The 21,225-nt window shown below is 60.9% G+C and carries 18 protein-coding genes and 1 pseudogene; 8 read left to right on the top strand and 11 right to left on the bottom strand.

Annotation, left to right across the window (positions count from 1 at the left end):
* Positions 1-2: 2 nt before the first annotated feature.
* The 4 genes from LVD08_RS10420 to lpxC all read left to right on the top strand — a co-directional run bounded on the left by LVD08_RS10420 (position 3) and on the right by lpxC (position 4,433).
* Complete coding sequence (locus LVD08_RS10420) at positions 3-869, top strand: cell division protein FtsQ/DivIB (RefSeq protein ID WP_007961636.1); 867 nt, start codon at positions 3-5, stop codon at positions 867-869.
* A 15-nt stretch (positions 870-884) separates the two neighbouring features.
* Complete coding sequence (gene ftsA, locus LVD08_RS10415) at positions 885-2,144, top strand: cell division protein FtsA (RefSeq protein ID WP_003228014.1); 1,260 nt, start codon at positions 885-887, stop codon at positions 2,142-2,144.
* A 68-nt stretch (positions 2,145-2,212) separates the two neighbouring features.
* Positions 2,213-3,409 carry a cell division protein FtsZ gene (ftsZ, locus tag LVD08_RS10410; protein WP_007961637.1) on the top strand — a complete coding sequence of 399 codons (1,197 nt, stop codon included), beginning with the start codon at positions 2,213-2,215 and terminating at the stop codon, positions 3,407-3,409.
* Positions 3,410-3,521: 112 nt separating this feature from the next.
* Positions 3,522-4,433 carry a UDP-3-O-acyl-N-acetylglucosamine deacetylase gene (gene lpxC, locus LVD08_RS10405; RefSeq protein WP_007961638.1) on the top strand — a complete coding sequence of 304 codons (912 nt, stop codon included), beginning with the start codon at positions 3,522-3,524 and terminating at the stop codon, positions 4,431-4,433.
* Positions 4,434-4,609: 176 nt separating this feature from the next.
* On the opposite strand, the gene LVD08_RS10400 is transcribed toward lpxC, so the two are convergent.
* From LVD08_RS10400 to LVD08_RS10370, 7 genes are all read right to left on the bottom strand, one after another.
* A complete protein-coding gene (locus tag LVD08_RS10400; protein ID WP_247268084.1) occupies positions 4,610-6,118 on the bottom strand; it encodes a sensor domain-containing diguanylate cyclase in 1,509 nt (502 codons plus the stop codon).
* 197 nt (positions 6,119-6,315) lie between these two features.
* Positions 6,316-7,632 (bottom strand): OprD family porin, encoded by a 1,317-nt coding sequence (locus tag LVD08_RS10395; RefSeq protein WP_098965538.1) that lies wholly within the window; start codon positions 7,630-7,632, stop codon positions 6,316-6,318.
* 197 nt (positions 7,633-7,829) lie between these two features.
* On the bottom strand, positions 7,830-8,051 hold the full coding sequence (locus LVD08_RS10390; RefSeq protein WP_096795481.1) for a hypothetical protein: 222 nt from the start codon (positions 8,049-8,051) through the stop codon (positions 7,830-7,832).
* 287 nt (positions 8,052-8,338) lie between these two features.
* Positions 8,339-9,703, bottom strand: a complete 1,365-nt coding sequence (locus LVD08_RS10385) for a heavy metal sensor histidine kinase (protein WP_247268083.1) — start codon at positions 9,701-9,703, stop codon at positions 8,339-8,341.
* Positions 9,693-10,370: a heavy metal response regulator transcription factor gene (locus tag LVD08_RS10380; RefSeq protein ID WP_007916978.1), complete on the bottom strand. Its 678-nt coding sequence runs from the start codon at positions 10,368-10,370 to the stop codon at positions 9,693-9,695. The genes LVD08_RS10385 and LVD08_RS10380 overlap by 11 nt, the downstream gene beginning before the upstream one ends.
* 9 nt (positions 10,371-10,379) lie before the next feature.
* The gene (locus LVD08_RS10375; protein ID WP_247268082.1) at positions 10,380-13,481 is read right to left on the bottom strand and encodes a multidrug efflux RND transporter permease subunit; all 3,102 of its coding nucleotides are present in this window, start codon (positions 13,479-13,481) and stop codon (positions 10,380-10,382) included.
* Positions 13,478-14,638, bottom strand: a complete 1,161-nt coding sequence (locus LVD08_RS10370; protein WP_247268081.1) for an efflux RND transporter periplasmic adaptor subunit — start codon at positions 14,636-14,638, stop codon at positions 13,478-13,480. The genes LVD08_RS10375 and LVD08_RS10370 overlap by 4 nt, the downstream gene beginning before the upstream one ends.
* 964 nt (positions 14,639-15,602) lie before the next feature.
* On the opposite strand from LVD08_RS10370, the gene LVD08_RS10365 reads away from it, so the two are divergent.
* From LVD08_RS10365 to LVD08_RS10355, 4 genes and pseudogenes are all read left to right on the top strand, one after another.
* Positions 15,603-15,965 carry a DUF6124 family protein gene (locus tag LVD08_RS10365; RefSeq protein ID WP_247268080.1) on the top strand — a complete coding sequence of 121 codons (363 nt, stop codon included), beginning with the start codon at positions 15,603-15,605 and terminating at the stop codon, positions 15,963-15,965.
* Between the two features lie 312 nt (positions 15,966-16,277).
* Positions 16,278-16,517 carry a hypothetical protein gene (locus LVD08_RS10360; protein ID WP_041071739.1) on the top strand — a complete coding sequence of 80 codons (240 nt, stop codon included), beginning with the start codon at positions 16,278-16,280 and terminating at the stop codon, positions 16,515-16,517.
* Positions 16,518-16,666: 149 nt separating this feature from the next.
* Positions 16,667-16,948, top strand: a pseudogene (locus tag LVD08_RS28230) (PAS domain-containing protein); the annotation flags it as partial.
* 201 nt (positions 16,949-17,149) lie between these two features.
* Positions 17,150-18,256: a methyl-accepting chemotaxis protein gene (locus LVD08_RS10355; protein WP_431061456.1), complete on the top strand. Its 1,107-nt coding sequence runs from the start codon at positions 17,150-17,152 to the stop codon at positions 18,254-18,256.
* A gap of 139 nt (positions 18,257-18,395) precedes the next feature.
* On the opposite strand, the gene LVD08_RS10350 is transcribed toward LVD08_RS10355, so the two are convergent.
* From LVD08_RS10350 to LVD08_RS10335, 4 genes are all read right to left on the bottom strand, one after another.
* The gene (locus LVD08_RS10350; protein ID WP_247268078.1) at positions 18,396-19,145 is read right to left on the bottom strand and encodes a YkgJ family cysteine cluster protein; all 750 of its coding nucleotides are present in this window, start codon (positions 19,143-19,145) and stop codon (positions 18,396-18,398) included.
* Between the two features lie 86 nt (positions 19,146-19,231).
* A complete protein-coding gene (locus tag LVD08_RS10345) occupies positions 19,232-19,555 on the bottom strand; it encodes a hypothetical protein (RefSeq protein WP_007968394.1) in 324 nt (107 codons plus the stop codon).
* A 145-nt stretch (positions 19,556-19,700) separates the two neighbouring features.
* Positions 19,701-20,159: a GNAT family N-acetyltransferase gene (locus LVD08_RS10340; RefSeq protein ID WP_135296522.1), complete on the bottom strand. Its 459-nt coding sequence runs from the start codon at positions 20,157-20,159 to the stop codon at positions 19,701-19,703.
* Positions 20,160-20,186: 27 nt separating this feature from the next.
* Positions 20,187-21,089, bottom strand: a complete 903-nt coding sequence (locus LVD08_RS10335) for a chemotaxis protein CheV (protein WP_027612166.1) — start codon at positions 21,087-21,089, stop codon at positions 20,187-20,189.
* Positions 21,090-21,225 lie beyond the last annotated feature (136 nt).

The raw sequence follows: 21,225 nt of genomic DNA, 5'->3' as shown, positions 1-21,225 counted from the left end.
CCATGCAAGGCGCTCATCTCAGACATCAGCCACCCGCACCCGGCCGCAAGCCGGTGCCGCGGGGTGCCAGCCGAATGGTGGCCAAAGAGCCGATGTCCGCGCGCCTGCCGAAAGCCAATTTCGGCTTTCTGAAAAGCCTGTTCTGGCCGGTGCTGCTGGTGGCGCTCGGGTTCGGTACCTACGAAGGCGCGCAGCGTTTGCTGCCGTATGCCGACCGGCCGATCACCAAGATCGCCGTGCAGGGCGACCTGAGCTACATCAGTCAGCAAGCGGTGCAGCAGCGAATCGCCCCGTACGTGGCGTCGAGCTTCTTCACCATTGATCTGGCCAGCATGCGTACCGAGCTTGAGCAGATGCCCTGGATCGCCCACGCCGAAGTACGCCGGGTGTGGCCGGATCAGGTGGTGATCCGCCTCGAAGAGCAACTGCCGGTGGCCCGTTGGGGCGACGAGTCGCTGCTCAACAACCAGGGTCAGGCCTTCACGCCAAAGGAGCTGGCGAACTACGAACACCTGCCACAGCTGTTCGGCCCACAACGGGCGCAGCAGCAAGTGATGCAGCAGTATCAGGTGCTGAGCCAGATGCTCCGGCCGCTGGGCTTCTCGATCGCGCGCCTGGAACTGCGTGAACGTGGCAGCTGGTTCCTGACCACCGGTGCCGGCAGCTCCGGCCCCGGCATCGAGTTGCTGTTGGGACGCGGCAACCTGGTGGAAAAGATGCGCCGCTTCATTGCCATCTATGACAAGACGCTTAAAGACCAGATTACGAACATTGCGCGCATCGATCTGCGCTACGCCAACGGCCTCGCTGTTGGCTGGCGGGAACCAGTAGCGCCGACGACAGCCCAACCCGCTGTCGCAAAGAATTAAGAAGAGGCAGGACCCATGGCAAACGTGCAAAGCGGCAAAATGATCGTCGGTCTGGATATCGGCACCTCCAAGGTGGTGGCGCTGGTAGGCGAGGTCGCGGACGACGGCACGCTGGAAATCGTCGGTATCGGTACTCACCCGTCCCGCGGCCTGAAGAAGGGCGTGGTGGTGAACATCGAGTCCACCGTGCAATCGATCCAGCGCGCGATCGAAGAAGCCCAACTGATGGCGGGCTGCCGCATTCACTCGGCGTTCGTCGGCGTGGCCGGCAATCACATCCGCAGCCTGAACTCCCACGGCATCGTGGCAATTCGTGATCGCGAAGTGAGCTCGGCTGACCTGGAGCGCGTACTTGACGCCGCCCAGGCCGTGGCGATCCCGGCTGACCAGCGCGTGCTGCACACCCTGCCGCAGGATTACGTGATCGATAACCAGGAAGGCGTCCGCGAGCCTCTGGGCATGTCCGGCGTCCGTCTGGAAGCCAAGGTTCACGTGGTCACCTGCGCCGTCAATGCCGCCCAGAACATTGAAAAATGCGTGCGTCGCTGCGGTCTGGAAATCGACGACATCATTCTCGAGCAACTGGCCTCGGCCTACTCGGTACTGACCGACGACGAAAAAGAACTGGGCGTGTGCCTGGTCGACATCGGCGGCGGCACCACCGACATCGCGATCTTCACCGAAGGCGCGATCCGCCACACCGCGGTGATCCCGATTGCCGGTGATCAGGTGACCAACGACATCGCCATGGCGTTGCGCACCCCGACCCAGTACGCCGAAGAGATCAAGATCCGCTACGCCTGCGCCCTGGCCAAACTGGCCGGTGCCGGCGAAACCATCAAGGTGCCGAGCGTTGGCGACCGTCCACCGCGCGAACTGTCGCGTCAGGCCCTGGCCGAAGTGGTCGAGCCGCGTTACGACGAACTGTTCACCCTGATCCAGGCCGAGCTGCGTCGCAGCGGCTACGAAGACCTGATCCCGGCGGGCATCGTCCTGACCGGCGGTACGTCGAAGATGGAAGGTGCCACCGAACTGGCTGAAGAAATCTTCCACATGCCGGTGCGCCTGGGCGTGCCGCATGGCGTGAAGGGCCTGGATGACGTGGTGCGCAACCCGATTTATTCCACTGGCGTGGGCTTGTTGATGTACGGCCTGCAGAAGCAGTCCGACGGGATCTCGTTCTCGGGCATCGGCAGCCGCGACAGCTACAGCAACGATGAGCCACAGGCGCCGTTGCTGGACCGATTGAAGAAGTGGGTTCAAGGCAACTTCTAAAGCTTTACCGCAACACCGCTACAAAAATGCAGTAGGCGAAAAAACTAGAGAATGTAAGGAGAGGGAAAATGTTCGAACTCGTAGACAACATCCCCGCAAGCCCGGTAATCAAAGTTATCGGTGTTGGCGGTGGCGGCGGCAACGCTGTCAACCACATGGTCAAGAGCAACATCGAAGGCGTCGAATTCATCTGCGCCAACACTGATGCTCAAGCGCTGAAAAACATCGGCGCGCGTACCATCCTGCAACTGGGCACCGGCGTGACCAAAGGTCTGGGCGCTGGCGCCAACCCTGAAGTAGGTCGTCAGGCCGCTCTCGAAGACCGTGAGCGCATTGCCGAAGTCCTGCAGGGCACCAACATGGTGTTCATCACCACTGGCATGGGCGGCGGTACCGGTACCGGTGCTGCACCGATCATCGCCGAAGTGGCCAAGGAAATGGGCATCCTGACCGTTGCGGTCGTGACTCGTCCGTTCCCGTTCGAAGGCCGCAAGCGTATGCAGATCGCCGACGAAGGCATCCGCATGCTCTCCGAAAGCGTCGACTCGTTGATCACTATCCCCAACGAGAAGCTGCTGACCATCCTCGGTAAAGACGCAAGCCTCTTGTCGGCTTTCGCCAAAGCTGACGACGTACTGGCCGGTGCCGTTCGCGGTATCTCCGACATCATCAAGCGTCCGGGCATGATCAACGTCGACTTCGCCGACGTGCGTACCGTGATGAGCGAAATGGGCATGGCGATGATGGGCACTGGCTGCGCCAGCGGTCCGAACCGTGCGCGTGAAGCGACCGAAGCGGCCATCCGCAACCCGCTGCTGGAAGACGTGAACCTGCAAGGTGCACGCGGCATCCTGGTGAACATCACCGCCGGTCCTGACCTGTCCCTGGGTGAGTACTCCGACGTGGGTAGCATCATCGAAGCCTTCGCTTCCGAGCACGCAATGGTCAAGGTCGGTACCGTTATCGATCCGGACATGCGCGACGAACTGCACGTCACCGTGGTTGCCACCGGTCTGGGCGCGAAAATCGAGAAGCCTGTGAAGGTCATCGACAACACCGTTCACACCTCCATGGCTGCCGCTCAGGTTCAACAACCGGCTCCTGCGCGTCAGGAAGCTCCGGCGGTGAACTACCGTGACCTGGACCGTCCGACCGTCATGCGCAACCAGGCTCAGGCCGGTGCTGCGACTGCCGCGAAGATGAACCCGCAGGACGATCTGGATTACCTGGACATCCCGGCATTCCTGCGTCGTCAGGCCGATTGATGGAATGTATCAGGGCTATGACGGTGATTGGTGTTCAGCAAAGGCTCGGTCTGCTATTATCGCCAGCCTTTGTTGATACCAGTTCGCAATTTGCGCTGAAGCGGCCCAAGCCATGATTAAACAACGCACACTGAAAAATATTATCCGTGCCACAGGTGTAGGCCTGCATTCCGGGGAGAAGGTCTACCTGACCCTCAAGCCTGCGCCTGTCGACACTGGCATTGTGTTTTGTCGCGCTGACCTCGACCCTGTGGTGCAGATTCCTGCCCGCGCGGAAAACGTCGGTGAAACCACTATGTCGACGACGCTGATCAACGGCGACGTCAAAGTGGACACGGTAGAGCACTTGCTCTCGGCCATGGCTGGCCTGGGCATCGATAACGCCTACGTCGAGCTCTCCGCGTCCGAAGTCCCGATCATGGATGGCAGCGCTGGACCGTTCGTATTCCTGATTCAATCGGCTGGCCTGGAAGAGCAGGACGCCGCCAAGAAATTCATCCGCATCCTGCGTGAAGTGACAGTGGAAGACGGCGACAAGCGCGCCACTTTCGTGCCTTTCGAAGGGTTCAAGGTGAGCTTCGAGATCGATTTCGATCACCCGGTTTTCCGGGACCGCACCCAAAGTGCAAGCGTGGATTTTTCCAGCACTTCGTTCGTAAAAGAAGTCAGCCGCGCCCGTACTTTCGGTTTCATGAGTGATATCGAGTACCTGCGCAAGCACAACCTCGCACTCGGCGGCAGCGTTGAAAACGCGATCGTGGTGGATTCCGATGGTGTACTGAACGAAGACGGCCTTCGCTACGAAGACGAATTCGTGAAGCACAAGATCCTCGATGCGATTGGCGACCTGTACCTGCTGGGTAACAGCCTGATTGGTGAGTTCAAAGGCTTCAAGTCCGGTCATGCACTGAACAACCAGCTGCTGCGCAAGTTGATTGAGCAGACAGATGCGTGGGAAGTCGTGACGTTCGAAGACGCCAGCACTGCACCGATCTCTTACATGCGCCCGGTTGCGGCAGTGTAAGTAAAAAACCTCTCTAGTTTTTTGAAGGCCATCCTTGGATGGCCTTTTTTTATGCCTTGAATTTGATGTTGCCTGTACAGGCCTCTTCGCGAGCAAGCCCGCTCCCACATTTTGGAATGCATTCCCCTGTGGGAGCGGGCTTGCTCGCGAAGAGGCCAGTTCAATCGCCGCAAAAATCAGCCAGCCACTACTATCCGGTTACGCCCACCTTCCTTGGCCTGATACAGCGCCTTGTCCGCTGCAAACAACAACTGCTCCAGCGTCATCTCGCTCGCCGCCGTCCACGTCGCGATGCCAATACTCACCGTCATCGGCCGTTCGGCCCCGTCGACCAACGGCATCTGCTCGACCGCCTGGCGGATATGCTCGGCAATCTGCCGTGCGCCGCTGCTGTCGGTTTCAGCGAGTATCACCGAGAACTCTTCGCCGCCGTAACGGGCGACCAGATCACCCGGTCGTCGTACGTTCGCGGTGATCACCCTGGCAAGCTCACGCAACGCCTGATCACCGGCCTGATGCCCATGCCGGTCGTTGAAGGCCTTGAAGTGGTCGGCGTCGATCATCATCACCGACAGCGGCTTGCCCGAACGCTGGGCGCGGAACCATTCGTGGCGCAGCGCCTGATCGAGCATCCGCCGGTTGGCCACGCCGGTCAGCGCATCGGTGGCGGCCAGTTGCGCCAGTTCACGTTCGGCGCGCTGGCGCAAACGCAGTTCGCGGGCAAGTAGCCAGGTCAGCCACAGCAGCCCGGCACACAGCACGCCGGTGGCGCCGCTGATCAACAGCGCGGTGCGGCGCCAAGTGCCGAACACCTCATCACTGGACAGCGCGACCATAACGGTCAACGGCAGATTGCCGACCCGCGAGTAGGTGTAGAGCCGTTGCTGATGATCCATGCTCGAAGTGCTGGTGAAACTGCCACTGCCGTCCTTGTCGCCTAGAATCCGCACCACGTTCGGCCGGTTGCCGAAACTCTTGCCGATGGAGTCGCTTTGCAGGTACGGCTTCTGCGCCAGCAGCACGCCGTCGCTGTTGATGATGTTCAGCGTGCTGTCTTTGCCGATATCGAGGCTGTTGAACAGTTGATCGAAGTAGTCGAGCTTCATCGACGCCACCGCCACGCCGGCGAACTCACCGGTGTCCGAGGAAATCCGCCGACTGAAGCTGATCCGCCATTGATTGGCTTCGTCGCAATCGCAGCGGGTCTTGAACGGGCGGCTGATAAACATGCCGAGATCGCGGTTGAAGGCATGGGCGAGAAAGTAATCGCGGTCGGCGAAGTTGCCCGGCTTGGGTTCGATCCGCGACGAGTCGGCAACCACATCGCCATGCTTGTCGAGCAGCAGGATGTCGCCTTTGAAGCGTGCGGTGGTCGAGCGGTCGAACAGTGCCAGATGGCGGATCTGCGGGGTGACATCGCGCAAGTCGTCGCGCTGGGCGGCGGCGATCAGGCCTTGCAGGGTCAGGTCGTACAGCTCGACCGTGCGCAGGACGTCGGCGTCGATCAACTGGGCGATGGTGGTGGCGCTGCGGGTGGCCGACTCCTGAGCGTTGGCGTGCTCACGAATCAGCAGAAAAGTGACGATGCACAGAATCGCGATCACGGTCAGCGAACTGCCGCAGATCAGCAGCAATTCGGGGCGTCCGGTCTTGCCCGCCAGAGGTGGGGTACGGCTCGCGATCATGATGGGGGCTGTCGGTTGGGAGGATCTTATTAGCGTAGTTGCATCAAGTCAGTGACGGTATTCCATTGTGGGAGCGGGCTTGCTCGCGAATACGCCGTGTCATTCAACATTGATGTCGACTGATGCAGCGCATTCGCGAGCAAGCCCGCTCCCACAGGGTACATCTCTAAATTCAAGACCGTGGTGCAGGGGGGATCTTAGAAGACGTTGATCGGGTAGTCGACAATCACCCGGTATTCATCGGTATCGGTATCAATCGCGCCGTAACCGTTGCCACCCCGGTTGGTCGCCCATTGCAGGCGTACCGCGAGGTCTTTTGCCTGACCGCTCTGCACCACGTATTTCAGATCGAGGTCGCGTTCCCAGTGCTTGGCGTTGCGACCGTCAGCGCTGTACCACGAGGCATAGCCTTTGCTGCCCGGATCGACCTTGGTCAGGTCCACGGTGCCGCGCGAATAGGAAACCGCCGAAGTCAGGCCCGGCACACCGAGACCGGCGAAGTCATAGGCGTACTTGAGCTTCCACGAGCGCTCGTTCGGGCCGTTGAAGTCCGAATACTGTTGCGAGTTGTCGAGGTAAACGCTGTCGCCCTGGCTGATGTAGTCGAACGGCGTGTTGCCGTTCACGCGCTGGTACGCAGCGGTGACGCTGTGGTTGCCGATGCCGACGGTGAAATGCAGGCTGTAAGTGTTGTTGTCGATGTTACCCAGCAGCGCGTCGCCGGTGTCCTGCGTGTGATAGAAGTGCAGGCCCGGGTTGAGGCTGACCAGATCGGTCAACTGCCAGGTGTAATCCAGGTCGTAGTAGTACTGGTTCCAGATGTCCTTCAGCTCGGCGGCGTACAGGTTGCTGGTCAGGCCTTCGACGCCGCTCCAGGACACGCCGGCCCAGTTCAGGTGACGGCTTTCGTCGCCCTCGGCGAGTTTGCCGTAGGACGTGCCGATGCGCTGGCGACCGCTCTGATTGTACGGCTTGGTAAAACTGGCCTGGCCACCTTCGAACATCCAGCCGTCGAAGCTGTGGTTGGTCAGGCTCACGCCACGAAAGGTCTGGGGCAGCATGCGCGAATCACCGCCGGCAATCACCGGGTTGGTGAGGAACAGGTCACCGGCCTTCAGCTCGGTATCGAACGCGCGCATCTTCAACGTGCCGCCCGCAGTCGAGAACGAGCCCGGCGCTTTGCCGTTGCCATCGCTGATCGGCAGGATGCTCGAACCATCGGTACCGCCACCGCCGTCGAGCTTCAGCCCGAGCATGGCGTGGGCATCGATGCCGAAGCCGACCGTGCCTTCGGTGTAACCCGACTGGAAAATCCCGAGAAAACCCTGGCCCCACTCGATGTTGTCGTCCGTCTGCTGCAGACGGTTGCGATTCATGTAGTAGTTGCGGGCGTTGAGGTTGAGGCTCGAGCCTTCGATGAAGCCTTGTTTGGCGGCTTCGTCGGCTTGGGCTGTGGGGGCAATCGTTGCGGCAATTGCAATGAACAGCGGGGTGAAACTGACTGGGTAACGCACTTGCGACGGAGCTCCTTGGATCAACTGACACTTCAATGTCTTGAGGTGCGGGATGTTTCTTGTTTTTTACAGACGAACCAAACGGCTTTCAGACCACAACGAAAAAAGGCCGCTGAAAGGCAGCGGCCTGGAAGGACGACGGTTGAACGGGAAGAGCCAAACAACCGCGTCGAGGGAAATGTTTCGCGGTGCGCGACTCAGCTGTCTTTCTCGGCCGCTTGAGCCTGGGAAGTGGCGGCTTGAGGGGCTTGCGAGGCGTCCTGCGACTTGGCCATCACTTCTGCCTGATACTGTTCGAAGGCGTGAGCGCGAGCGGCATTCTGCGCTACGAACGCTTGCGATTCTTCAGCCATCGCCATCGGCGACAGGATCAATGAGGACAAAACGAAAGCGCTGGCAATACCCATACTGTTGGACATCTTGAAAACCTTCTTGCTTGGCAAGTGCTGTTTGGTGCGGGCAAAGATAAGGTCGCCGGGCGTTGGGAAACAGCGTGATTTTCATAAATGACTGTTACAGCACAAGCAAAGATCAACCACGGGTGAACGCCATTCCTTGTGGCGAGGGAGCTTGCTCCCGCTGGGCTGCGAAGCGGCCCTAAACCCGGCAATCACGTTCATTCAGACAAACTGCGTGTGCAGGATTTACGACTGCTGCGCAGCCGAGCGGGAGCAAGCTCCCTCGCCACAGGGATTTTGCTTTTCAGTTAGACCGGGAGGTGGATGCCGAAGGTATTCATCCCCCGATCACTGCGCACAAACACATCCCCACCATGCATCAACGCAATCGCCTTGACGATCGCCAGCCCCAGCCCATGGTTGTTGCCGCTGTTGCTGCGCGAGGCATCGACCCGGTAGAAGCGTTCGAACAGACGCGGCAAGTGCTCGCTGGCAATCGGCGAGCCCGGATTGGCCACGCCGATGCTGACCTGATGCTCTTCAACTTCGATGCACACCTCGATCACCTGGCCCGGCTCGGTGTGCTGCACGGCGTTGCTCAGCAGATTGATCAATGCCCGACGCAGATGCGCGATCTCGATCCGCACCTGCGCATCGCCACTGACGTGCACCTGCACTTGCGCATCTTCGAGGATGAAATCCAGGTACTCCAGCGTGGTCGCGACTTCATCGGCCAAAGAAGTCTCGGTCAGTTTGGTGGCCTTGCTGCCCTGGTCGGCGCTGGCCAGAAACAGCATGTCGTTGATGATCGAACGCAGGCGCTCCAGCTCTTCGAGGTTCGATTGCAGCACTTCGAAATAGTGTTCGGCGGAGCGTCCACGCGTCAGTGCAACCTGGGTCTGGCCGATCAGGTTGGTCAGTGGCGAGCGCAGTTCGTGGGCGACGTCGGCGTTGAACGATTCCAGGCGCGAATAGGCCTGTTCGACCCGCTCCAGGGTTGAGTTGAACGAGTCGACAAACTGCTCCAGCTCCGGTGGCAACGGTGACATGCGCAGGCGTCCGGCCCGTAGTGGCGGCGCCAGGCGCTGGGCTTCGTGGGACAGTTTGATCAACGGCTTGAGGCCGATCCGCGCCACCCAGTAACCCAGCGCCGAGGCCAGCAGCACGCCGACAATGGCAAGGCTGACCAAGGCGATCAGCAGGTTGTGCTGAGTCTCGTGGAAAGTCTCGGTATCGATGCCGATCATGAAGCGCAGCGGCGGGCGCTGGTCCTTGGCGGGTAACTCGGTCAGCAGCACTTTCAGCGGATAAGGATGCTCGGGCAACTGCAGGTCATGCATGCCGGTTGGGCCTTTGGCGAAGGCGCGGATTTGCGCGTCCGGCTCGCCGTACTCGTAACCGGGATCACCGCTGACCACCCAGAAACGAATGCGCTTGTCTTCCTCGCCGAGCAGCTTGAGCTTGGCGTTGATCTTCACCCAATGCTCAGGCGTGCCATAACGATTGAGCGCCGACTCCAGTACGCTGTAACGCGCATCCAGCTCGGCTTCCGGCAGCAGACCCAGGCCTTTGTCGACCTGCTGATACAGCGCGCCGCCAATCAACAGAAACACCAGCAGCGCCACCAGCGTAAACATCCCGCTCAAACGCAGGGCAATCGAATTACTGGACACCACGGCTCTCCAGCACATAACCCATGCCACGAATCGTGTGCAGCAGTTTCTCGTCGAACGGCCCGTCGAGCTTGGCGCGCAGACGCTTGATCGCGACTTCGACGACGTTCGCGTCGCTGTCGAAATTGATGTCCCAGACCATCTCGGCAATCGCGGTTTTCGAGAGGATTTCACCTTGCCGGCGCGCCAGCACGCTGAGCAGCGAGAACTCTTTCGCCGTCAGGTCCAGGCGGGTGCCGGCGCGGGTAGCCTTGCGGCTGATCAGATCGATCCACAGGTCGGCGATGCTCACTTGCACCGGTTCATGGCCACCGCTGCGCCGGGTCAGCGCCTGCAGGCGGGCCACCAGTTCCAGAAAGGAAAACGGTTTGCCGAGGTAATCGTCGGCGCCGTCACGCAGGCCCTTGATCCGGTCTTCGACGCGCTCGCGGGCGGTGAGCATGATCACCGGGGTCTGCTTGCGTGCACGCAATGCGCGCAAAACGCCGAAACCATCCAGGCCCGGCAGCATTACGTCGAGGACGATCACCGCATAGTCGCTTTCCAGCGCCAGGTGCAGGCCTTCGACGCCGTCGCGGGCCAGGTCCACGGTGTAACCCTGTTCCGTCAGACCGCGGTGCAGATAATCCGCGGTTTTTTCCTCGTCTTCGATAATCAGAACGCGCATGACCCTGCCTCAGTCTGTGGTCGCCAGTGCCGTCGCGGGCATTGGTTTGGGCCTGTGGAAAAGCCGCTCAAGCCACAAGTATATGACCGGCGTGGTAAACAGCGTCAGCATCTGGCTGACCAGCAAGCCGCCCACCACCGCGATCCCCAGCGGCTGGCGCAGTTCGGCGCCGGTGCCGTAACCGAGCATCAGCGGCAACGCGCCGAGCAGCGCGGCGAGGGTGGTCATGATGATCGGCCGGAACCGCGTCAGGCACGCTTCGAAAATCGCATCCTGCGGCGCCAGTCCGCGATTGCGCTGGGCTTCCAGGGCAAAGTCGATCATCAGGATGCCGTTCTTCTTGACGATACCGATCAGCAACACCAGCCCGATCAACGCCATGATCGAAAAATCCTGACCGCAGATCCACAGCATGATCACCGCCCCGAGACCGGCCGCCGGCAGCGTCGAGATGATTGTCAGCGGATGTACGAAGCTCTCATAGAGCACGCCGAGAATGATGTACACCGCCACCAGCGCCGCGAGAATCAGCCACGGCTGACTGGCCAGCGAACTCTGGAACGCCTGCGCCGCGCCCTGGAAATTGCCGCTGATCGCGGTGGGCATGCCGATCTCGGCCTTGGCCTGATTGAGCAGGATCACCGCGTCGCCCAACGCCACGCCGGGCGCCAGGTTGAACGACAGGTTGGCGGCGGGGAACATGCCGTCATGGGCAATCGACAGCGGGCCGATGGTCGGCGCATCGAATTTGGCCAGCGCCGACAGCGGCACCATCTCGCCACTCAGCGGCGAGCGCAGGTAGAAATAGTTGAGGCTTTCGGCTTTGCCGCGTTGCTTGGTGTCCAGCTCGAGAATCACGTTGTACTGGTTGACCTGGGTCTGGAACTCGTTGATCTGACGCTGACCAAAGGCGTCGTACAGCGCCTCGTCGACATCACTCGCGGTCAGGCCGAAACGCGCGGCGGCGCTGCGGTCGATGCTGATGTGAGTGATGCTGCCGCCCAGTTGCAGGTCGTTGGAAATGTCGCGGAACGCCGGGTTGCTGCGCAGTTTTTCGGTCAGGCGCTGGGTCCATGTGGCGAGGGTCGCGCCGTCGTTGCTCTTGAGCACGTATTGATACTGCGCGCGACTCGGGCCGGAGCTGAGGTTGATGTCCTGGCCGGCGCGCAGATACAGGACGATGCCCGGGACTTTCATCAGTTGCGGACGAATGCGGTCGATGAACTGGCTGGCCGAGACGTCGCGGTCGCCGCGTTTTTTCAGGGCAATCCAGAAGCGGCCGTTGGCGATGGTCTGGTTGCTGCCGGACACACCGACCGAGTGCGAGAACGCCTGAACGGCCGGATCGGCGGCGACGATTTCGGCCATGGCCAAGTGTTTTTTCACCATGTCGCCGTAGGAAATATCCGCAGCGGCTTCGGTGGTGCCGAGGACAAACCCGGTGTCCTGCACCGGGAAGAAACCCTTGGGGATAAAGATGTAACCGGCAATCGCCAGTGCCAGCGACAGGCCGAACACGCCGATCATCAGTTTCTGGTGGGCGAGGGCGCGGCGCAGACCTTTTTCGTACCAGCCGAGCAAGCGTTCACTGAAGCCCGGTTTGTCGTGGGCGTGGTGCACCGGTTTGCGCATGAACAGCGCTGCCAGCGTCGGCGCGAGGGTCAGCGACACCACCACCGAAATCAGAATGGTCGAGGTCGCGGTCAGGGCGAATTCCTTGAACAACCGCCCGACCACACCGCCCATGAACAGCAGCGGAATAAACGCTGCCACCAGCGAGAAACTGATCGACACCACAGTAAAGCCGATCTCGCCGGCACCTTTGACCGCCGCTTCGCGCATGCTGTCGCCGGCCTCCAGATGCCGGTGGATGTTCTCCACCACCACAATCGCATCGTCCACGACAAACCCGACCGCGACGACGATCGCCACCAGCGTCAGGTTGTTCAGGCTGAATCCCAGCAGGTACATCAGGGCGAAACTGGCGGTCAGCGACACGCCGAGCACCGCCGAGACGATCATCGTTGCCGACAACTGGCGCAGGAACAGCGCCATCACCGCCACCACCAACAGGATCGCGATCAACAGGGTGATCTCGACTTCATGCAACGAGGCGCGGATGGTCTGGGTGCGGTCGATCAGGGTTTTCACCTGCACCGAGGCCGGGAGCATGGCTTCGAGGCCGGGCAGTGCGGCTTGAATGCGGTCGACGGTTTCGACGATGTTCGCCCCCGGTTGCCGCGAAATCACCAGGTTCACCCCCGGTTGATCACCGGCCCAAGCTTGCACGTAGGCATCTTCCGAACCGTTGACGACTTTGGCGACATCGCGCAGGTGAACCGGGGCGCCGTCCTTGTAGGAAACGATGAGTTGGCTGTAGTCCTCGGGTTTGAACAACTGGTCGTTGGTCGACAGCGTCGAGATGCTCGATTCGCCGTACAACGCACCTTTGGCGAGGTTGAGGCTGGTCTGCTGGATCGCCAGACGAATGTCGGCCAGGGTCAGGCCGATGGCCGCCAGTTTGTCGGCCGAGGCTTGCACGCGGATCGCCGGACGTTGCTGGCCGGTGATGTTGATTTGTCCTACACCGTCGATCTGACTGATCTGACGCGAGAGCAGGGTTTCCACCAGGTCGCTGAGTTCGGTGCCGGGCATTTGCGTCGAGCTGACGCTGAGGATCAGCACCGGGCTGTCGGCCGGGTTGACCTTCTTCCACGTTGGCAGGGTCGGCATGTCCTTGGGCAGTTTGCCGGCAGCGGTGTTGATCGCCGCCTGGACTTCCTGAGCGGCGGTGTCGATGCTCTTGTCTAAGGTGAATTGCAGGGTTAGCAGACTGGAGCCGAGCGCGCTGCTGGAAGTCATCTGGGTCATGCCGGGGATGGCGCTGAATTGCACCTCCAGCGGCGTGGCCACGGACGAGGCCATGGTGTCGGGGCTCGCACCGGGCAACTGCGCCGAGACCTGAATTGTCGGAAATTCCGCTTCCGGCAGTGGGGCAATCGGCAGGCGCGGGAAGGCAATTACGCCGACCAGCACCAAAGCGATGGTCAACAGAATCGTCGCGACCGGGTGATCGATGCACCAGGTGGAGACGCCTTTGTGCGCCTTCATGGTTTCGGCTCCGCTTGCACCACCTGTGGCGGTTCACTCATGACCTGCACGGTCGAGCCGGGTTTGAGCCGCGACTGGCCGTCGGTCACCAGCACGTCACCGGTTTTCACGCCTTTGATGATGTCCTGCCCGCTGCCCTGATAGACCATCTGCACTTGTACGGCTTCGACTTTGTCGCCATTCACGCGGTAAACGAAGTGTTGGTCGAGACCGCGCTGTACGACGGTAGGCGGCACCACCAGCGCATTCTTATCCAGTGCCGTCTGAATTTTTACCGTCACCAGCAGGCCCGGCCAGAGCTTTTGGCTGGCATTGTCGAATTCGGCCTTGGCGCGGATGGTGCCGGTGTTGGCGTTGATCTGGTTGTCGATCAGGGTCAGGTGACCTTCGCCGAGCAGGTTGCCGGTTTCACCGTCGGTGTCGGCGCCGATGTAAGCCTTGACCTGTGCGTGCTGCGGATCGTTGATCAGGCCCTGCAGGGTCGGCAGCATTTGCTGTGGCAGCGAGAATTCCACGGCGATCGGGTCGATCTGGGTCACGGTGAACAGGCCGGCGGTGTCGGTCATGCGCAGGAAGTTGCCTTCGTCGACGGTGCGAATACCGACGCGGCCGGTGACCGGGGAGCGGATCTGCGTGTAGGAAAGTTGTACTTGCGCCGCGTCGATTGCGGCCTGGTTGCCTTGGGCGGTGGCCTTCAACTGGTCGACCAGTGCTTGTTGCTGGTCGTAGGTCTGTTTGGAGACGCCGTCGTCGACGCTGAGCAGTTTGTAGCGTTTGAGGTTGACCAGGGCGACTTGCAGTTGCGCCTGGCTTTCGCCCAGTTGTGCGCGGGCCTGGTCGAGGCTGGCGCGGATCGAGCGGTCGTCGATGGTGGCGAGCAGGTCGCCTGCTTTGACGAGTTGGCCTTCCTTGGCGAGGATTTTGGTGAGGATGCCGTCTATTTGTGGGCGTACTACGACGCTGTGTAATGAGAGTACGGAGCCGATGCCGGTGGTGTAGCGGGGGACGTCTTTTTCGCTGACCGCGATCACTCGCACGGGGATGGCGGTGGGGGTGGCGAGTTTGGTCGGGGCGGGTTTCAGGGTGTACCACAGACCTGCGCCTGCGAGGACGATCAACAGGATGGCGAGCAGGGCTTTGTTCTTTTGGATTCGCATGCGGGGTGGGCGCCGGACGGAGTTTGGGCAGGGTTGTTGTCTTTATAAACCTGTCTGCAGGTCAGTAGGGTGACGGCTAGCTGTCAGCGCTGTCAGTTTCGCCGGGGTGTATATCCGTTTCTGCGGGTGTGGCTGATTACGGTTCCGCCCTTACGGCGGGTCACTTTTTACAAACGCCTAAAAAGTAACCAAAAACGCTTGCTCCTACGTTCGGCCCGCTCGCTGGGGCTCGGGGTTCCTTCGCTCCGGGATTGATCCGGGGGCAGCGCCTACGGTTTGCTTCGCTGCACCTCCTCTCGCTGTGTTTGGCTTCGCCAAACGGTCGCTGCGCTCCCACCCCCGGATCAATCCCTCCACTCAGCCTTCCGACGTCGCCCGTGGATCAAGATCAAGAGCGACAGCCGAGCTTGCGCTCATCCTGGAGTGGGGCGGCATGCGCCGCGTGCGGGTTGTACTTATCTTCCCTGTAGGAGCTGCCGCAGGCTGCGATCTTTTGATCTTGCTTTTGCTCTTTTGTGGGAGCTGGCTTGCCAGCGATGGCGGCCTGACAGCCGACCAATCTCTGGCAGGTGTACTCGGTTCAACTGTGGGAGCGGGCTTGCTCGCGAAGAGGTCTGTCCAGTCAGCCGATTACGTTGAACTGTTTAATTCTGTGCCAAACAACCAGAACCTTCCCACAAGGTTTTCAGGTTGTCCGTCGGAAGCGCGCTCTCTAGTCTTTGGTTGTCGCTGCAAATTCAGCGATCGGGTGTGGAAACCCGATTCAAGTAGAAACAATGCACCAGCACCGTAATCGTTGCCGACGTCTTTTTTCGTCTGCAAACTGCGTCGCGGCGGCTGTGCGTGGGCAGACTTCGGTCTGGCCGGTTGCCTACTTATCGGTTTTCCACCCCGCGCACAGTTGCCACCTTTTGTCGTGTGGAAACGACAAAGGCTGGCTCCCAAATACAAGTAGGAGCTACCCATGGATAAACTGATCCCAGACCCTCCCACCGAAACCACAACCCCACTCGCCGAAGCCATCCGCGCAGAAGACCTCGCCCAAAACCGCGAAGCCATCAAACGCGCGCTCGACTTTTACCTCAGTCCGCAACCCGTCCAGCCGCGACAGCCAAGCACCATGTTTCTGGTCAACCCAGGCATCGACACCGAAACCCTGCTCGCCCACGCTTACGAATCGTTGGCCTCTGCCAGTGCCATGGCCAGTAACTTCGCCAATGAACTCGGCGGCCCGCAACGCAGCACGGCGCTGGCGATCCAGCAGATCGTCATGCTCGCCGAACTGGCGGTGAACCGGGCGCTGGATCGGGTTGATCCACGCACTTGATTCGTCCGAGCACCGCGTCATCGTTCATCGCGAGCAGGCCCACTCCTACAGGTTAAAAGACAGTCCACCTGTGGGAGCGAGCCTGCTCGCGAAGACGTCTGTGCGGGCGACGCATCTCTGCCGGCTATTGGTGTTAGCCGGTCCCAAAAAGGGACCGATCATTCCCAATTTAGGAAACATTGCACCATCACCTACCTCTAAACCGTTCGGCGTGCGCTGCAAATCTTCAGGTGCTGTCGCAAGGCGCGCAGGTATACTGCGCGCCTTCGCGGCTCACTGTTCGGGCCCGACTTTTTGCTTTGCGGAGCTTTTATGACTTCCCCGACCCAACCGCCGGTTGACGACGCCGTGAGCGATGTCCCGGCCGAGCTGACTGATGCCAGCGAAACCAAACCCGAGATTCCGGCTTTCAAGTTCCCGTTCAAACCGGGTGAACTGGCGGCGGCCAAGGGTTCGAATCAGCCGTGGTACAAGAACGGCGCCAAGAACGGCCATACCAAGACCCCGGGCATGGCGCCGCCGGGCACCCGTCGCTCGATGGGCAAGCGCTGAGTTTCATCCCGCCTTCAGCCATCGACTGCGATTTTCGGTCGCAGTGATGGCTAAGTGCTCAGATCCTGAGCCAGATCAATATTTGACCAATTGGTGCGCTTAGAGTCAGCAGCCCTGCCGACTCTTCCCATAAAACGAGCGCGCTTTCCATGAAGATCAATCTCCCGGTAACCGGCCGTAACGTCGATGTGGCGCCGGACGCGAACATTCTTTCGACCACTGATCTGACCAGCGCGATCACTTACGCCAACGACGATTTCATCAGGATCAGCGGCTACAGTCGCGACGAATTGCTCGGCAAGCCACACAACCTGTTGCGCCATCCGGACATGCCGGCGCTGGCGTTTGCGCATATGTGGCAGACGCTGAAGGGCGGGCGCTCGTGGATGGGGCTGGTGAAGAATCGTTGCAAGAATGGCGATCACTATTGGGTCAGCGCCTATGTCACGCCGGTTACGCAGAACGGCGTGGCGGTGGAGTATCAATCGGTGCGCACCCGGCCGGATGCACGGCAGGTGGCGGCGGCGGAGCGGGTGTACGCGCAGTTGCGTGGAGAGTTGAAGGGACGGCGGCCGCTGCCCACTTTAGGTCTGCGTGGCAGGATCACGGTGTTGGCCAGTGCGTTGCTGGGGCTGGTGTTGGGGATCGAGGCCTGGTTGCGTCCGGAGTCGGCATGGATCGATGGGCTGGCATTTGTTGTCGGCAGCAGTCTCTGCACGTTCGGCGTGCGCTGGATCTTGCGGCCGCTGGAGCGGCTGAGCGAACGGGCGCGGCAGGTCGCGGACAATCCGTTGAGTCAGAGCATTTACACCGGGCGCCGCGATGAAATCGGCCAGATTGAATTCGCCCTGCAGATGCTCGAAGCGCAGGTCGGCGCTGTGGCCGGGCGCATCGGTGATGCATCGCAGCAGTTGGCCGGGCATGCGGCGCAACTGGTTGATCATTTGCAAAGCAGCCACAGCAGTTCGTTGGCGCAGCAAGCGGAAACCGATCAGGTGGCGGCGGCGATTCATCAGATGGCCGCCAGTGTCGCGCAGGTTGCCAGCCATGCGCAGCAGGCCTCGGTGGCGGCGGACATGGCCGGCACGGAAACCCGCGAAGGGCATTTGCTGGTCGGCGAGAGTCGCAGTGCGGTGTTGCGTCTGGCCGAGGAGTTGCGGCGGGCGACCGAGGTGATTCATCAGCTCGAAGGCCACAGCAGCGAGATTTCCGGAGTACTGGAGGTGATCCGCAGCATTGCCGAGCAGACCAATCTGCTGGCGCTTAACGCGGCGATCGAAGCGGCGCGCGCTGGTGATGCCGGGCGCGGTTTTGCAGTGGTGGCCGATGAGGTGCGCGGGTTGGCGCAACGCACGCAGCAGTCGACCAACGAGATCCAGCGGATGATCAGCAGCCTGCAAAATGGCGCGCGCGATGCAGTGCTGGTGATGCAGCAGAGCAGCGAGCATGTGGATAACAGCGTCGAACAGGCACAGCGCGCGGCGCGGGCGCTGGACGGGATCAGTGAGCGGGTCGAGCAGATCACCGAGATGAGCCTGCAGATTGCCGCGGCGGTGGAGCAGCAGAGTGCGGTGAGCGAGGACATTAATCGCAACATCGTCAGCATTCGCACGGCGTCGGAATTGACGGTGGATGAGGGGCGGCAGAGTCAGCGCAATTCTGAAGATGTGGCGGGGCTGGCGGGGGATTTGCGGTTGCTGGCGCGGGAGTTCTGGGGACGGCGACAGGTTCGGGATTGAGGTTATCTGGGCCGGCCTCTTCGGGAGCAAGCCCCTCCCACAGGTTTGTGAGTTGATCATTTATTCTGTGTACAACTCAAAACCCTGTGGGAGGGGGCTTGCTCCCGAAGGGGCCATTGCAGGCAGTACAAAATCCGGATCAAGCCGCCCGCAGCGAAATGAATGCATACGTCTGCGCCGGCTCAGTCACCACCTGCGCCCCGGCGGCAAGCAACTGCACGGCCACATCATCCCCGGACAAATGAAACAGCCATTCGCTGGACGCTTCACTCAGCGGCTGTGCTGAAACCTGATCGATCACTGCCGCAAAAGCGTCCATCTGCGGCAAATACGCGGTAAACCCGTCACCCTTGAGCGCCGTGGTGCGAATCCCCAGCGCGGCGCAGATCGCATCCTTGATGCGGATATCATCGCGATCGGCTTGGCGCGAACGCTGGATAAGCTCCAGCAGTTCCTGATCGACCAACTCCCCGCCGACAATCAGCAGCGGCCCCTGTTGCCACGACTCCGGCGGGCAATCCTTGGCCGCCGGGTTGAGCGGGATGTGCGGATTGATTTCTGCCGGATAAATCCTGCACACCAACGGCCGGCGTTCGTAGATACGGCACAGGTTGTCTTCGTCAAGATTCCGGCAGCGCCCGACATTGTAGGCGGCGAAGGTGATGGCCACGTGGGCCTCGGTCGTGCCGCTGCGTACCACCAGCGAACGCCGTTCGGCGTGTTCACGCTGCTGCGCCGGCAGGCCCAGGCCGTTGCCGAGAAAGGCCTCCACCAGCACGATCACCTGGCCGCCATCCTCCGCCCACATGCGGGCTTCGGCGAGGGTCAGGGGCACATGGTGGTCGGTGCAGCATTTGCCGCAACCGACGCAGGAAAATGTCGTATTCATTGCACGATCAATCTTCAATCAGAGTGTGATACGGCGACGTAAAGTCGCCAGGCTGAGGCTGATCGAAGCAAGTTGTGCGCCAGCCCTCAGGGCTTGGCGGTCGGGCGGATCGAGTCCCATTCGGTGACGAACGCGGTTTTCGACTTTTTGCTGTACAGGCACAGCTCAGTGCCTTGCTGGCCTTTCATGTGTTTTTGCGGGTATTGGCCTTGCAACAGCACGGCGGTGTAGCCGACGCGGTCATCGAATTGCGCGGGTGTGCCGACGGGTTTGGCGTCTTTCAGGCCGCTGGCCTTGGTGCAGCTGGCGAGCACGGTTTTATCGTAAGCGGCCCAGGCGTCGGGGCTGGAGGCGTGGGCCTGTGAGGCCAGGGCGGTGAGGCAGAGCAGGCTCAGGGAGAGGGTTTTCATGGTTGGGCATCCTTGGTTTGGCCAAGGTTTGAGTATGCCTGAGGGGGAGAAGTTGCCTGGGCCGGCCTCTTCGCGAGCAAGCCCGCTCCCACAATTAGGAATGCGTTCCCCCTGTTGGAGCGGGCTTGCTCGCGAAGACGGTCGATCAGTCCGGCACAAGTTCCCGGCGAACCACAATCATCCCGGCACTCTCATACAAACGCTGCGCCCGCAGATTGTCTTCCAGCACCTTCAGATCGACAAATCCTTCGCGCCGTTGCTGAAACACCTTGAATGCATTCAACAGCAACGCCCGACCCAAACCTCGACCCTGAGCGCGCGGATGCACCACCAGATTCTTGATGTACGAACTGGTCCAGCATTGCGCCACGCCGATCACGCCTTCGTTATCGCGGGCGATAAAGCACAATTCAGGATCGTATTCGGCATCGCTCTCGAAGCGCTGCTGCCATTCCTCCAGTGCCGGCACCCGACCGCCGCCCTCACGGTAGCCGAGTTGCATCAGCTGATGCACCGCCGCCGCCAGTTCCGGGCGATAAGTGCTCAGCTCAATGCCTTCCGGCCAGTGGATCGGCGGCACGCCTTGGCGAAGGTCGCGCCGCATCAGAAAGCAGTATGTCTGGCCCAAGACTCAGTGACCGTTGGCGGCGACGTGTTTGGCCGCTTCGATCAGGCGCTGGGTCAGTTCCGGCGAGGAGAACTTGGTCAGCACCGCGTTGGCCCCGGCCAGACGCGCTTTCTCGCTGTTCATCGCGCTGTCGAGCGAGGTGTGCAGCAGCACGTAGAGGTGGGCGAAGTCCGGCGTCTCGCGCAGGGTGCGGGTGAAGGCATAGCCGTCCATTTCGGACATTTCGATGTCGGAGACGATCAGGTTGATCTGCTGCGCGGTGCCTTGCAGATCCAGCAGGCAGTCGATGGCTTCCTTGGCACTGCGCGCGGTGTGACATTGCAGGCCTAGGTTGCGCAGGGTGTGCACCGATTGCTGCAACGCCACCTGGCTGTCGTCGACCACCAGAATCCGTGCGTTACCAAGGACTTCGGCGTCTTCCATGCTCAGGTCGGTCGGGGCCATTTCGATCTGCGCCGGGGCGATGCTGTGGATGACTTTCTCGATGTCGAGCACTTGTACCAGTGTGCCGTCGACTGAGGTCACGCCAGTGATGTAGGCGCGCGAGCCGCCGGAGCCGAACGGCGGCGGCTTGATGTCGGTGGTCAGGCAATGGACGATTTTGCTCACCGCCTGCACATGCAGACCCTGCTTGGAACGGCTGACGTCGGTGACGATCAGGCAGCCGCCGTTCGGGTCTTCCAGTGGTCGCTCGCCGATGGCGCGGCTGAGGTCGATCACCGACAGCGACGCGCCGCGCAGGGTGGCGATGCCTTTGATGTGCGGATGCGACTCGGGCATTTTGGTCAGTGGCGGGCAGGGGATGATTTCACTGACTTTCAGCAGGTTGATCGCCATCAGCTTGCCGCTGCGCAAGGTAAACAGCAGAAGCGAAAGTGAATCTGCGCGGGCTTTGTTGGAAGACATAAAAACCTTCTGTGGAAAAAGGTGATGGGCGAGGGTGCAAATCGCCAGAAACTATTGATGCCGGGTTATCGACTTGTCGGGGGCAGGCTTTAGGCTCAATCCTCAATCCGGGTCAAACGGTGTGGCGAGGGAGCTT

Origin of the sequence: Pseudomonas sp. YL2, assembly GCF_023063025.1 — a bacterium.
Lineage (GTDB): Bacteria > Pseudomonadota > Gammaproteobacteria > Pseudomonadales > Pseudomonadaceae > Aquipseudomonas > Aquipseudomonas putida_A.
The sequence above is the reverse complement of the archived record's forward strand: the minus strand, read 5'-3'. Positions and strand labels throughout refer to the sequence as shown.

Excerpts from the sequence above, each read along its gene's own strand:
- LVD08_RS10420 (WP_007961636.1), top strand. The coding sequence starts at position 3 with ATGCAAGGCGCTCATCTCAGACATCAGCCACCCGCACCCGGCCGCAAG.
- ftsA (WP_003228014.1), top strand. The coding sequence starts at position 885 with ATGGCAAACGTGCAAAGCGGCAAAATGATCGTCGGTCTGGATATCGGC.
- ftsZ (WP_007961637.1), top strand. The coding sequence starts at position 2,213 with ATGTTCGAACTCGTAGACAACATCCCCGCAAGCCCGGTAATCAAAGTT.
- lpxC (WP_007961638.1), top strand. The coding sequence starts at position 3,522 with ATGATTAAACAACGCACACTGAAAAATATTATCCGTGCCACAGGTGTA.
- LVD08_RS10400 (WP_247268084.1), bottom strand. The coding sequence starts at position 6,118 with ATGATCGCGAGCCGTACCCCACCTCTGGCGGGCAAGACCGGACGCCCC.
- LVD08_RS10390 (WP_096795481.1), bottom strand. The coding sequence starts at position 8,051 with ATGTCCAACAGTATGGGTATTGCCAGCGCTTTCGTTTTGTCCTCATTG.
- LVD08_RS10380 (WP_007916978.1), bottom strand. The coding sequence starts at position 10,370 with ATGCGCGTTCTGATTATCGAAGACGAGGAAAAAACCGCGGATTATCTG.
- LVD08_RS10375 (WP_247268082.1), bottom strand. The coding sequence starts at position 13,481 with ATGAAGGCGCACAAAGGCGTCTCCACCTGGTGCATCGATCACCCGGTC.
- LVD08_RS10370 (WP_247268081.1), bottom strand. The coding sequence starts at position 14,638 with ATGCGAATCCAAAAGAACAAAGCCCTGCTCGCCATCCTGTTGATCGTC.
- LVD08_RS10365 (WP_247268080.1), top strand. The coding sequence starts at position 15,603 with ATGGATAAACTGATCCCAGACCCTCCCACCGAAACCACAACCCCACTC.
- LVD08_RS10360 (WP_041071739.1), top strand. The coding sequence starts at position 16,278 with ATGACTTCCCCGACCCAACCGCCGGTTGACGACGCCGTGAGCGATGTC.
- LVD08_RS10350 (WP_247268078.1), bottom strand. The coding sequence starts at position 19,145 with ATGAATACGACATTTTCCTGCGTCGGTTGCGGCAAATGCTGCACCGAC.
- LVD08_RS10345 (WP_007968394.1), bottom strand. The coding sequence starts at position 19,555 with ATGAAAACCCTCTCCCTGAGCCTGCTCTGCCTCACCGCCCTGGCCTCA.
- LVD08_RS10340 (WP_135296522.1), bottom strand. The coding sequence starts at position 20,159 with ATGCGGCGCGACCTTCGCCAAGGCGTGCCGCCGATCCACTGGCCGGAA.
- LVD08_RS10335 (WP_027612166.1), bottom strand. The coding sequence starts at position 21,089 with ATGTCTTCCAACAAAGCCCGCGCAGATTCACTTTCGCTTCTGCTGTTT.